This is a genomic window from Mesorhizobium sp. M7A.F.Ca.MR.362.00.0.0 (genome assembly GCF_004023175.1).
Taxonomy (GTDB): domain Bacteria; phylum Pseudomonadota; class Alphaproteobacteria; order Rhizobiales; family Rhizobiaceae; genus Mesorhizobium.
Window position 1 is genome coordinate 1 of record NZ_RZTF01000168.1, and the last position, 12,789, is coordinate 12,789.

The following is a 12,789-nucleotide window of genomic DNA, read 5'->3' on the forward strand; positions in this document are numbered from 1 at the left end:
GTGTAGTAGCCCCAATCGACTTCCGTGTTGAACATGGTCGGCCAGTCCGACGGCACGTCCGAGGCGAGCGGCGCCTCGCGCCCGGCCTCCAGCAGCAGCACCTTGCGGGCAGGATCGGCGCTGAGCCGGTTTGCCAGCACGCAGCCGGCCGAGCCGGCGCCCACTATGATCGTATCGAACATCGTCAGTCTCTCACTTTCCGGCCGGGGTCGGGCTTTGCACAATGCTGCTTGCTGCTGGCTTGCTGTCGGGGCTGGCGCGACGGCGCCCGAGCCAGTCGATGACATCGCCAAAACGGCCGACCAGCCCCTTGGGCATCAGCACCACCGACAGGGCGATGATCAGGCCGAGCCCGAGCGTGCGGAACTCGCCGCTCTCTCGCATCAATTCGTCAGCCAGCACCAGCACCACCGTCCCGACCAGCGGTCCCCAGAACGTGCCGACGCCGCCGACCACGACGATGGCGATGATGAACATAAGTTGCGACATCGACAGCACACCGGGGCCGATCGCCTGGAAATGCGCGGCATAGAAACCGCCGGCCAGCCCGGTGAAGAAGGCGGAGATGCCGAACACCAGAAGCTGCGCCTGGAAGCGGTTGACGCCGCGGGCCACCGCATAGCCCGGATTGTCCTTCAGCGCCCGGAAGGCAAGGCCGATCGGGCTTTTGACGATCGCGTAGGTGAAGACCATGGTGAGCGCGAACAGCACCGCGATGATGGCGTAATTGCCGACCAGCCACTGCGCCCGGAGCAAGGCCCTGGTGCCGAGGTCGCCGAAGCGGGCAAAGCCGACGGCGCCGCCGGTGAACTGGCGGCAGACGGAGCCGACCATGACGAAACATTCGGTATCGGTGACGATCAGCAGATACATCGTCTGGGCGATCGCCAGCGTCAGCAGCGCCACATAGACGCCGGTCAGGCGAAGGCAGGCGAGGCCGACGACCAGCGAGAACAGCACGGCGCCCAGCGCGCCAGGCACAAGTGCTGCCCAGACGTTCCAGCCGAAATAGAAGCAGAGCATCGCCGTCGCATAGCCGCCGAAGGCAAAGATCGCCATTTGCGCCAGCGAGAAGATGCCCGAGAAGCCGAACAGGAGGTTCCACTGCGAGGCGATCGTCGCATAGAACAGCGCCAGCACGATCTGGCCAAGGATGTAGCGGCTGTCGACCAGGAACGGCAGCGCGATCGCAGCCGCGATCAGCATCAAGCTGATGGCAAGATCAGTCCTGGCCGAGCGGGACATGGAGGAACGGGACATGGGACGTGTCTCTGTCATGATGCCCTCACATGCGCCGGATTTCGGCGTGGCCGAAAAGGCCGGACGGCCGCCAGATCAGCACGCCAATGACGACGAACAGCAGCGATGGAAAGCCCCACCTGGCGCCCAAGGCGTACTGGACGAAGGATTCGAGCAACGCCAGCCCAAGTGCTGCTGCGATGGCGCCCGGCAGATTGCCGAGACCGGCGACCACGCACATGATGAAGGCCTTCAGCATCGGGTCGTTGCCGAGTGGCGGCGACAATTGCGTCATCGACGAGACCATGACGCCGCAGATGCCGGCGAGCGCGCCCGACAGCATCAGCACCTGCAGGTAGACGCGGTTGACGGCGACGCCCATGAGTTGCGCCGCGTCGCGGTTCTGCGCCGTCGCCCGGATCGCACGGCCCATCCGCGTGCGGCCGAGCGCCGCCGAGACGACCACCATCATCACGACCACCACCGCGATGATCAGAAGGTTCTGCCAGGGCAGCGTCAGCGGCCCCAGGCGTAAGGCACCGGCGATCGAGACCGGCTGCTTCAGCGGCTGCCCGCCATAGGTCAGGAGGATGGCATTCTCGAGGGCGATGCCGATGCCGACCGTGGCGATCATGACGTTGGCTTCGAATGTCGATTTGTCGTTCTGCAGGAGATTGCGAACGATCGCGAAATAGAGGATGGCGCCGGCCAAAGCACCCGCGACGATGGCACCGGCGAAACCGATCGCGACCGGCAGGCCGAGCGAGGTGATCACCGTGAAGGCGACGTAGCCGCCAAGCGTCAGCATCGCCGCATGGGCCATGTTGAGCATGCCCATCGAACCCCAGACCAGCGACAGCCCGACCGTCGCCAGCGCATAGAGCGCGCCCGAGGTGAAGCCGGCGACGAGAATGGCCATGAGAACGTCGGTCATGGCGTCAGCCTCCGAGATAGGTTGCGAGGAGTTCGTCGCGCGCCATCAGTTCGGCGGGCTTGCCTGACCAGACGATGGCGCCGTCGTCGAGCAGATGCAGGCGGTCGGCGAGGTCCTCGACCCGGGCCGGGTTCTCCTCCACCAGCAGGATCGTGCGCCCAGCCTTGCTCAGTTGCGAAATGACGTCGTAGACCTGATCGATGATCAGTGGCGCGAGGCCAAGCGACGGCTCGTCGATCAAAAGGATGCGCCCGCCCATCATCAGGCCGCGGCCTATGCCGACCATGCGCCGTTCGCCGCCCGACAGGCTCGAGGCGATCTGGTTGCGACGGTCGGCAAGCTTCGGCAGAAGCGCGTAGACCTCGTCCAGCCGACGCGCGATCTCGGCCTTGTCCGGCGCGAGATAGCCGCCCATCAAAAGGTTTTCGAGCACGCTCATCTGCGCGAACAGCATATCGCCCTGCGGCACGTGGGCGACGCCCAGCATCGCCGTCTCATGCGGCTTGCCGGACAGGCGCCGGCCGTCGATGCTGATCTGACCGCCGCGCAGCGGCACCAGGCCGGAAATGGTCTTGAGCAATGTCGACTTGCCATGGCCGTTCGGGCCGACGACGGTGACGAATTCACCGGCATGAACGGTCAGCGAAATGCCCTTGAGCACGTCGAGTCCGTCATAGCCGCAGACGATGCCGTCGAGTTGCAGGACAGGTGGTTTTGCGGCTGCGCCCGTCATGGCGTTCCCCCCACCGCCGGATTCGTCGCGGCAGCTTGCTCATCGAAGAATTTCTTCAACCGTTTCTGCGTGCCCTGGCCGAGATAGGTTTCGACAACGGTCTGGTCCTCGGCGACCTTGTCCGGCCGGCCTTCGAATATCACCTTGCCATGGTGCATGATGATCACGCGGCTGGAGAGCGCCAGGAGAAAGCGCATGACGTGCTCGATCAGGACGATGGTCAGTCCCTGGTCGCGCAGTTTCAGCACCATCGCCATGATCTGGTCGATCTCGGCGACGTTGAGCCCGCCCACCGGCTCGTCGAGGAAGAGCATTTTCGGCCGGGTGGCGATGGCGCCGGCAATCATCAGCAGCTTGCGGTCGAGCACCGGCAGCCGCGCCACGGTCTCGTCGGCCTTGGCCGCAAGCCCGACGAAGTCCAGCGCTTCGATCGTTGCCTGCCGGACATCCTCGCCGAGGCGGAAGCCGGCCAGCCTTCGCCGCTGCCGGCCGAAATAGGCGGCGATCTCGATGTTTTCGCGAACGGTCAAGCTGTCGAAGGCGGCATTGAGCTGGAAGGTGCGGGCGATGCCGAGTTGGCAGATGCGGTCGGCCGGAAGCGCCGAAATGTCGGTGTCGCCGAAATGCACCCGGCCGCCACTGGCCGGCGTGATCCCGGTCACCACGTCGAAGAAAGTTGTCTTGCCGGCGCCGTTTGGCCCACCAATGCCAACGATCTCGCCCGCATTGACCACCATCGACACGCCGTCGACGGCGGCCAGCGAGCCGAACCGTTTGACCACACTGTCACAAACCAGCATCGGACCGGCGGCCTCAGTCATATTTCTCACCCAATGGAGCCGGTCGGGCAAAGGGCCCGGCCGGTGTCGTTGGTTTCATTTCCGCGTCCGGTCACTTGATCCATGGCGGCAGGATGAAGCTGTCCGTGGCATAGAGCACCGGCGCGATCAGCTTTGGATCGGTTTTGTAATCCTGATGCTGCAGGAACTGGTGCGGCATGCCAAGCGACGGATCGGCCACCTGCGTAGGATAGCAGAAGGCCGATTGGCCGGCCGGATCGGCCCGGTAGGTGCCGTTGACCCCGCGATAGACCAGGCGCTTCATCGCATTGGCCACCTTGGTGGTCTGCGCCTTGTCCATCGGTTCGCCTGGACCACCGGCGATTGCCGCGGCAAGCGCCCACATCCACAGGCCGTCATAGGTCTGCGATCCCGTGATGTAGGCCGAGTTCGGACCGAATTTGGCCCGGTAGCTCTCGCGGAACGGCTTGGAGAAATCGTCCGGCAGGCAGCCGATCACCGTCGAATAGACGACGCCGTTGACCGCCTCGCCGCCGATCTCGCGGAAAGCCGGCAGCGATGGTCCGTACTGCATGTAGATCAGGCTGTTGATCGGCTCGGCGAGGAACTGGACCATGAACTGCGCCAGGTCCTGCGGCAGGAAGTGCGTGACCAGGATCGCCGCCGGCGGGTCCTGGCGGAGTTTCGCCAGCGTCGGTCCCCATTGGTTGGTCGGGAACGGAACGGTCTCGAACAGACTAACCTCGAAGCCGTATTCGGCGGCCTTGTCGCGGATCGCGTTGGCGATGACGATCGAATATTCGTTGGCAGACGGGATGATGGCGATCTTCTTGTTGGGCGCCTTCCATTTGCCGTCCGCGGCAAGCGTCTTGAGGAAGTTCAGGCAGCCCGGTCCGTACCAGAACTCCGGCGGATCGCCCTGGAAGGAGCTGTAATAGCGGGCAGGGTCGGTCTTGAACTTCTCATTGTGCGAAATCAGCGTGTTGTAGTGCATCATGATGACGTCGTTGTCGGCGGCGACGTCCATCTCGATCATGTTGGTGCCGAGATTGTAGCCATTGATGATGACCGGCGCCTCGAAGCGGTCGATCAGGCGCTGCATCGACTGGCTGACGAGGTCGGCGCCCATTTCCTTGGTGTCTTCGATGTGGATCTCGACAGGCCGGCCGAGAATGCCGCCCGCCGCATTGATCTCCTCGGCGGCAAGTTCGAGACCGTTCTTGAACTCGATGCCGTCGGCGGCGGCGATGCCGGACATCGGCAGGGCCGAGCCGACCGGAATGGGCTTGGTGTCCTGGGCGATCGCCGCAGTGTTCATATCGGCAAGAAGCGCGGCACCGGCCGCACCCGCGCCGACCACGCCCTGCAGCATTGCACGTCTGTTCATCATGGCAAAGTTCCCCTTTTTGGCGTTGGTTAGAGTCTTTTCTTCATGCGAAATCTTTCACACCAGATCTTTCTGGCGAAACGCGTGGGTCATGGGCACGAAAGCGGCTTCCAGGTCGGCTGCCGCCGAAAGCACGCGGGCATCGTCGCCGCGCGCGCCGATGATCTGGAAGCCGACGGGCAGGCCCGCCTCGGTCATGCCGCAAGGGATGACGCAGGCGGGTTGCTGGCTGAGATTGATCGGGTAGCTGAACGCCGCCCATTCGATCCATCGCGAGAGGCCGCTGCCCAGAGGCACTTCAAGGCCAACGTCGAAGGCTGGAATCGACGTCCCCGGCGAAACGATGAAATCATAGTCGTCTAGCAGCCGGTCCATGGCGGCGCCGAATTCGGCGCGCTCCAACTGTGCGGCGACGAGCGTATGGACGTCGAACGCCGCCCCAGCCTGCGCGACCTCCAGGAAGCCCGGATCGATGCCCGCCCGTTCGCTCGGCGGAACCAGCGCCAGCCGCGCCGCGGCGCCGGTGAACCAGTGATGCTGGAACAGGTCGAGGAGATCGCCACCGGGAAGATCAATCGGCTCGACCGTCGCGCCGAAGGCGTCGAAACACGTCAAGGCGTGGGAGACGACGGCGGCGATCCCGGAATCCAGCGCTCCTGAAGGCGGCTTCGACCAGTAGCCGATCCGAGCGCCCCGCAAAACTTCTTCGATCCGGCCAAGCGGCGCCAGCGTTCCCACGCCTTGCTGCCAGTCGCTGATATCGCGGCCGGACATGGCGCCGGCCATGACGGAAAGATCGAGTGCTGTCCGCGCCATCGGTCCGATATGGGCGACGGTTCCGAACGCGCTGGACGGATAGGCGGGCACGCGGCCGAAGGTCGGCTTCAATCCGGCGATGCCGGTGAACGAGGCCGGAATGCGGATCGAGCCGCCGCCATCGGTACCGAGATGGAAGACGCCGGCGCCGGTGGCGGCGGCCACCGCCGCTCCGCCGGAGGAACCGCCGGGGGTCTTTTGCGCATTCCAGGGATTGCGCGTGATGCCGCAGAGGCCGCTGTCGGTAATCGCCTTCCAGCCGAATTCGGGCGTCGTCGTCTGTCCGATGAAGACGGCGCCGGCTCTGCGCAGGGGCATCCTTGTCATAGGCGGCGGAAGTCGTCGTCCTGCTGCCGTAACGCACGCTCCAGCCCTCGACCCAGACGATGTCCTTCAGCGTCGTCGGTATGCCGTCGGCTGCCGACAGCGGCTCGCCTGCCCGCCATCGTTTCTCGGAAGCACCTGCGGCCTCGATCGCACCCTTGCGGTCGATCATGGTGAAGGCGTTGAAAAGCGGATTGATCGCTTCGGCGCGATCCAGCGCCGCCAGCGTCACCTCGACGGGCGACAGCGATCCAGCGCGGTAGGCGGCGCTAAGCTCCGCAGCAGCCAGGCGGCACAGATCATCGGCGTCGGCAATGGGAGACAGCCCATTCGGCATGCAGTTCGAACCCCTCACTTCATGGCCGCTCTTCCGGCAGCCTTGTCAGCCCGGGCAATCTGGCGGGTTTTTTCATCACCATAAAATGTATTGTTGTGGGGAATATTCGCTATTTAATGTAACAAAGAGCCATGAATCTGACCATTCGGCAGTTGCGCTATGTCTGCGAAGTCGCCCGCCTTGGCAGCGTGCTGGCGGCCTCCAGATCGCTCTACATCTCGCAATCCTCCATCCTCGCGGCGATCACTCTGGCCGAGGCCGGGATGGGGGCGCGCATTTTCGACAGGCGGCCGGCGCGCGGCGTCTCCATCACGCCGGCCGGCCAACGCTTCGTCGCCGCCGCCCGCATCATGCTGGCGGCGGAAACGGAGTTCAACCGGTCGATCGGAGACCTCAACGGGCGCGTGCCGAAGGTCCTGCGCATCGGCTGCTTCGAGCCGTTCGGCGCGCTGTTCATGCCGGAGATGCTGCGCAGCTACCTCGACAACGTCGGCGATGTCGAGATCGACCTTGTCGAGGCCGACCAGGTCCAGTTGCAGGAACGGCTTGTCGCCGGCCAGATCGATCTGGCCATTCTCTACGACATCGGTCCAATCGGTATCGACAGCGTCACCCGCATCTGCAAGGTACCGGCGCATGCCGTGCTCAATGCGGACGATCCCCTTGCCGCGCGCGACGGCATCTGGCTGGCGGAACTGGCGGCACGGCCGCTGGTGCTGCTCGACCTGCCGCACACGGCGACCTATCTCCTGACCCTGTTCGACGTACTGGCGAAACGACCGGAGGTGCGCTTTCGCACGCGCTCTTATGAAACGGTGCGCTCGGCCGTCGCATCCGGCTTCGGCATGGCCGTCCTCAACATGCGGCCGATCGGTCGCGCCACCGCCGATGGCGAGGAGATCGTTCGAAGACCAATCCTCGATGAACTGCCGCCACCCACGCTAATCGTCGCCGACATGTACGGGTCGGCAAAGCCACTCTTCGTGCGTGTCTTCATCGACATGTTCCATCGCTTTTTCAGCGCGGTGGGCCCTTCGGGCTTTTCGGTGACGACGCCGGAGCGCGAACCTTTTCTACTGGTCGCCAGGGACGATGGCTGAGCCGCCCCCCTGGCGTTGCGGACATTTACAGGACCGGCGTTGCAACCGCGCCGGAGGCGCGGGTTCCTGATCGAGATGTTCGAGATCGACGGGCGGCTCGGCGACAACTCTTCGGTGCGCGCCCACGTTTCACCAACACCAATGCTCGGTCGCCTGCTCGCAGGTTGGAGCGGAGACGGTACTTTTCGAGACGGCTTGGGCACGCCGTCGAACGCCGCAAAGTGCAAGAAATCGCTCGATTGGTCCCGATAGTTGGTGAACCTTAAAATAGGTGGCTGCCTGCTGAGACGTACAAAGGATCGCCGGTATCGAAGCCTACCGGCGCGACAAATGACGAAACCGGCGCACAGATTGCATGAGCACTGGCCATTGCCGTTAAACTGAAGTTTTGGCGCAACCACTCGGTTGCGGGCGCGTTTGTGAGCAAGGGCATCGATTGGAGGGATAGATTCGTCAACAGTTCCAAGCACAAGCGCCCGGATTACGAAACTCGCTGCGGTGCGCTGGCTCGCGCTGTGGTTATGCTTGGGAACCTGTTCCAGCTGCTCGGGAGCCCAGTCGGCGCTTGATCCGGCCGGAGAGGAAGCGCGCCAGATCGCTGACCTTTTCTGGCTCATGGCCATTGCTGGCGGTCTTATCTGGCTGACGGTCATCGGTCTTCTGGTCCACGCGATACGTCATGAGCGCACTCCCATAGACGAGCATATTGCAAGTCGGCTGATTTTCTGGGGCGGGGCAGCCATTCCTTCGCTACTCCTCTTTCTCTTGCTAGGCTATGCGCTTTGGTTGATGCCTGGACTGAGACCTTTCGCAGGAGCCGTCGAAGCCGATGGTCTCAGGATCGAAGTGACCGGTGAGCAATTCTGGTGGCGGGTCGCCTACCACCCGGCTGACGGCGGAGTTCCTATTCTTTCCGCCAACGAGATCAGGCTGCCGGTTGGCGAGCGCGTCGAGTTCTTGCTGAAAAGCACCGACGTCATCCATTCCTTCTGGATTCCCGCGCTCGGTGGCAAGATGGACATGATCCCGGGTCGCGTGAATCGGCTCTCGTTGCTGGCGACCAAACCTGGCACCTACCGCGGCCCTTGCGCGGAATATTGCGGGACCTCGCACGCGCTGATGACCTTCACGGCCGTCGCCATGCAGCCCGCTGCCTTCCGGGAATGGCTGGCTGTGCGGGCGAACCCTTCGCCCGGCGCATCCTTGCCCGGACGCGACATATTCCTTCGCAACGGCTGCGGCGCGTGCCACCGCGTTGCGGGCACACAAGCTGAGGGTGGTGTCGGCCCGGATCTCTCGCATATGGGTTCGCGGGGAACGATTGGTGCCGGCGTTTTGCCCACCGACGATGAGGCCGTTCGTAGCTTCATCGCCCATTCGCATTTGATCAAGCCGGGTTCGAAGATGCCCGACTTCAACATGCTGCCCCAACAGGACATCGCCGAAATCGCCGCCTGGCTGAAGGGGCTCGAATGACAACCCTCAAAGCCCGCATCAAGCGAAACGCCTTGCCCTCCGCAGAGAAGATCGAGGAAGAACAGCTGCGCCTCGTCTGGAAGACGCCGATCGGCTGGCGTTACTGGACTTCGGTCAACAATACGCAGGTTGGCCTCTGGTACGGGGGTGCGGCCTTTGCCTTCATGCTGTTTGGCGGCGTACTGGCGCTTCTTGTGCGCACGCAACTCGCGGTTCCGGGAAACAATTTCCTCTCTGCCGACTTCTATAACCAGGCCTTTACGCTGCATGGCACCGTGATGATGTTCCTGTTTGCCGTGCCTATCTTCGAGGCCGTCGCGATCTTTCTGCTGCCGCCGATGCTCGGTGCGCGTGAACTGCCATTTCCCCGTCTCGGCGCCTTCGGCTTCTGGAGCTTTCTGATCGGCGGTGTCTTCGTTTGCGGTTCGATCTTCTTCGACGCCGCTCCCTCTTCAGGCTGGTTCATGTATCCGCCTCTTGCCACTGACAAGGCATATTCCGGCATTGGTGCCGACATCTGGCTGCTGGGCCTCTCCTTTATCGAAGTCGCCTCCATTGCTGCGGCGGTCGAACTGATCGTCGGCATCATGAAGTGCCGTGCGCCGGGCATGCGCATCAACCTAATGCCACTGTTCGCCTGGTACCTGCTGATCGTCGCGGGCATGATACTATTCGCTTTTCCGCCGCTGATCGCCGGCGACATCCTGTTTGAGATGCAGCGCATGTTCGACTGGCCGTTCTTCGACCCGACGCGGGGCGGCGACCCACTGCTGTGGCAACACCTGTTCTGGATCTTCGGGCACCCCGAGGTCTACATCATCTTCTTGCCCGCCATCGCGCTGATGGCGATGATCGTGCCAACCTTTTCGCAACGTCCGATCGTCGGCTACTCCTGGATCGTGCTTGCCGCTGTCGGCACCGGCTTCCTATCGTTCGGCCTCTGGGTCCACCACATGTTCGCGACCGGCCTGCCGCAGATCTCGCTGGCATTCTTCTCGGCCGCCTCGGAAGCGGTCGCGATTCCAACCGGCGTGCAGATCTTCGTCTTCATCGCCACCATGCTGGCCGGACGTGTCATCTTCTCGGTGCCGATGCTGTTCGGCGCCGGCGGGCTCGCTATCTTCGTCATCGGCGGGCTGACCGGCGTGATGGTCGCGCTCGTGCCGTTCGACTGGCAGGCGCACGATACCTATTTTATCGTCGCACATCTGCATTACGTGCTGATCGGTGGAATGCTGTTCCCGCTGGTCGCCGGCGTTTACTATTATTACCCGCTGATCAATGCGCGGATGCTCTCGCCCCGTCTCGGGCGCACCGCCTTCTGGCTGATGTTTGCCGGCTTCAACGTCGCGTTCTTTCCGATGCATCTCAGCGGCCTGCGCGGGATGCCGCGCCGCGTCTTCACCTACCCCGAGGGGATCGGTTGGGACTGGCTGAATCTCATCTCCACGATCGGCGCCTATGTTTTCGCGGCAGGGGTGCTGGTGGTTGTCTTCGATGTTGTACGGCCGAAGCATCGCGAACCCCGCAGCGAGCAGAATCCGTGGAAGGCGGGCACGCTCGAATGGCTGAACGAGCCCGAGGAGAACTGGGGCGTTCGATCCATTCCGATCATCGAGAGCCGGTATCCGCTTTGGGACCAGGCGGATCTGATGCAAAAGGTCAATGAGGGCGCCTATTATCTTCGCAGTGCCAAGGAGAATCGCCGCGAGACGCTCATCACCTCGGTGCTCGACGCCCATCCGCTACAGTGCCAGCGCGTGGCGACATCAACCACGATCACAATAATCTCGGCCGCATTGCTCGGCGGCGTCTTCGTCGCGCTCACCTTCGAACTCTGGATCCTCGCCCTATTGTCGGGCATCGGCACGCTCTCTGCCGTTCTGTGGTGGCTCTGGACCGGCACCGGCGAAACCCCGGAAAAGAAGACCAAGGATGTCGGTCTTGGATTGCGCTTGCCGCTCTATGCCTCCGGTCCGGATTCTGTTGGCTGGTGGGCGATGTTCATTACGATGGTTGGCGACGGAACTGCCTTCGCCAGCCTCATCTTCGGCTATTTTTTCTACTGGACCATCCATCCCGACTTCACTCTGGGGCAGCCGGGTCCCGGTATGCGGTGGCCGATGATCGCGCTGTCTCTCTTCGTCGCCGCATGGGTTGCGATGCTTGGTGCGCGCCGACTGAACGCAAGCGGGTGGATCGACGGCGCACGCGCTGCGCTTGTTGCTGCGTTTCTGCTGACGCTTGCTGCCTCTGCAGCCGGTTTTGCCGGACCCTGGCAGCATGACATGCAGCCGACCGCGCATGTCTATCCGGCGATCGTCTGGATTCTCGTCATCTGGGCGCTTGCTCATGCCGCGGTCGGATCCGTCATGCAGCTCTATTGCCTTGCGCGCAGCCTCGCCGGTCGCCTGACGCGGGAGCACGACATGGAACTGCACAACGTCGCGCTCTACTGGCATTTTATGGCGATCACCGCTGTCATCACCTTCGCCGTCATCGGTCTTTTCCCGGAAGCGATGTGAGACGGTGATGCGCATCATTCCCAAAGAGGTCGAAACGCTCTGGACGCTCTTCACCGCGCCCGTGATCTGGGCCGGACATTTCCTCGCCTGTTACGCAATGGCCGCAATCTGGTGTGCCAAGCGCGGTGACCTCGGTTTCGCTGTCGTCCAGGCTGGCATAGTGGCTATGACGCTGGGGGCACTCGCGATGATCGTCTTGTCCGGGTGGCTCGCCTGGAGGCAGTGGGGCTTCGGCACGAACGACCCGCCGCACGACGATCCCACAGCGACGGACCGCAACCTGTTCCAGGGGTTTGCCACGCTACTGCTTTGCGGCCTGAGCTTCGTCGCCGTGCTTTACGTGGCGCTGCCGCTGCTCTTCATCGACGGATGCTCCTCATGAGGACGGCAAGCCTGTTGCTGGGCTTCGTCACCCTCGCGCTGGTCTGGGCGGGAACGCTGCTCGATGCGTGGCGTGGCTCGTTCGCGGCTCACATGCTTGCCCACATGGGCGTCGTCGCGATCGCGGCGCCGCTGATCGCAATCGGTATTGCCAGGCCGATACGCTCCGTGGCCACCGCCGCTCCCCTTATCGCCTCTCTCGTAGAACTGATTGTCGTCTGGGGCTGGCATGCGCCGGCTGCGCGCCAGTGGGCCGAGACATCGACCATCGCCACCATGATCGAGCAGGTGTCCTTCCTTGGCGCCGGGCTGTTCCTGTGGCTGACGTGCATGGCGCCGCGCAATGCCGATGCGCCGGCTAGGGACGCTGCCGGCGCCTTCGCGTTGCTCCTGACCTCCATCCACATGACGTTGCTTGGCGCGCTGCTCTCGCTCGCCTCGCGACCGCTCTATGGCCTCGGCGAAGTGACGTGCTTCGGCCTCGTGCTCGGGGCGGGACAGGACCAGGCGCTCGGCGGCATCATCATGTTGATGATCGGCGCTGCCGTTTACCTCGCCGGAGGCGTCTTCCTGCTTGCCAGGCTCCTGAGCGGCAAAACCGAGAGGCTGGCCGGCTGATGCACGTCAACTGGAAACACTTGGCGATAGGCTTGGCGATCTTGCCGGCCGCGGTGCTTTTCGCGACCTGGATCGGCTTCTTCAACGTTGGTGCCTCGACCGGCCACTGGAAGGTGACC

At 63.4% G+C, this 12,789-nt stretch carries 12 protein-coding genes and 1 pseudogene; 5 read left to right on the plus strand and 8 right to left on the minus strand.

The window, feature by feature from the left end; translation table 11 throughout:
- The 8 genes and pseudogenes from EOC06_RS20080 to EOC06_RS45145 form a co-directional block, all read right to left on the minus strand.
- Positions 1 to 182 (minus strand): lycopene cyclase family protein (locus tag EOC06_RS20080; protein WP_164898666.1); only part of this gene is annotated, 182 nt, incomplete at its 3' end.
- 10 nt (positions 183 to 192) lie between these two features.
- A complete protein-coding gene (locus EOC06_RS20085; RefSeq protein ID WP_236383177.1) occupies positions 193 to 1,260 on the minus strand; it encodes a branched-chain amino acid ABC transporter permease in 1,068 nt (355 codons plus the stop codon).
- A gap of 25 nt (positions 1,261 to 1,285) precedes the next feature.
- On the minus strand, positions 1,286 to 2,173 hold the full coding sequence (locus EOC06_RS20090) for a branched-chain amino acid ABC transporter permease (RefSeq protein WP_128308601.1): 888 nt from the start codon (positions 2,171 to 2,173) through the stop codon (positions 1,286 to 1,288).
- Between the two features lie 4 nt (positions 2,174 to 2,177).
- A complete protein-coding gene (locus EOC06_RS20095) occupies positions 2,178 to 2,906 on the minus strand; it encodes an ABC transporter ATP-binding protein (protein WP_127326892.1) in 729 nt (242 codons plus the stop codon).
- Entirely contained in the window at positions 2,903 to 3,727 is an 825-nt protein-coding gene (locus EOC06_RS20100) for an ABC transporter ATP-binding protein (RefSeq protein WP_127317773.1), read from the minus strand. Before EOC06_RS20100 ends, EOC06_RS20095 begins: the two co-directional genes overlap by 4 nt.
- Before the next feature lie 70 nt (positions 3,728 to 3,797).
- On the minus strand, positions 3,798 to 5,096 hold the full coding sequence (locus EOC06_RS20105; RefSeq protein WP_128287408.1) for an ABC transporter substrate-binding protein: 1,299 nt from the start codon (positions 5,094 to 5,096) through the stop codon (positions 3,798 to 3,800).
- A gap of 54 nt (positions 5,097 to 5,150) precedes the next feature.
- Positions 5,151 to 6,227, minus strand: a complete 1,077-nt coding sequence (locus EOC06_RS20110) for an amidase family protein (RefSeq protein WP_206631214.1) — start codon at positions 6,225 to 6,227, stop codon at positions 5,151 to 5,153.
- A gap of 55 nt (positions 6,228 to 6,282) precedes the next feature.
- Positions 6,283 to 6,570, minus strand: a pseudogene (locus EOC06_RS45145) (amidase family protein); the annotation flags it as partial.
- Between the two features lie 131 nt (positions 6,571 to 6,701).
- On the opposite strand from EOC06_RS45145, the gene EOC06_RS20115 reads away from it, so the two are divergent.
- The 5 genes from EOC06_RS20115 to EOC06_RS20135 all read left to right on the plus strand — a co-directional run bounded on the left by EOC06_RS20115 (position 6,702) and on the right by EOC06_RS20135 (position 12,670).
- Positions 6,702 to 7,670: a LysR family transcriptional regulator gene (locus EOC06_RS20115; RefSeq protein WP_127317779.1), complete on the plus strand. Its 969-nt coding sequence runs from the start codon at positions 6,702 to 6,704 to the stop codon at positions 7,668 to 7,670.
- Between the two features lie 498 nt (positions 7,671 to 8,168).
- Entirely contained in the window at positions 8,169 to 9,146 is a 978-nt protein-coding gene (gene coxB, locus EOC06_RS20120; RefSeq protein ID WP_245469838.1) for a cytochrome c oxidase subunit II, read from the plus strand.
- Positions 9,143 to 11,671: a cytochrome c oxidase subunit I gene (gene ctaD / locus EOC06_RS20125; protein ID WP_128308603.1), complete on the plus strand. Its 2,529-nt coding sequence runs from the start codon at positions 9,143 to 9,145 to the stop codon at positions 11,669 to 11,671. The genes coxB and ctaD overlap by 4 nt, the downstream gene beginning before the upstream one ends.
- A 7-nt stretch (positions 11,672 to 11,678) precedes the next feature.
- Positions 11,679 to 12,053, plus strand: coding sequence for a hypothetical protein (locus EOC06_RS20130; RefSeq protein WP_128308604.1), 375 nt, complete (start codon positions 11,679 to 11,681; stop codon positions 12,051 to 12,053).
- Positions 12,050 to 12,670 (plus strand): cytochrome c oxidase assembly protein, encoded by a 621-nt coding sequence (locus EOC06_RS20135; protein WP_245469839.1) that lies wholly within the window; start codon positions 12,050 to 12,052, stop codon positions 12,668 to 12,670. The genes EOC06_RS20130 and EOC06_RS20135 overlap by 4 nt, the downstream gene beginning before the upstream one ends.
- The last annotated feature ends 119 nt before the right edge of the window (positions 12,671 to 12,789 follow it).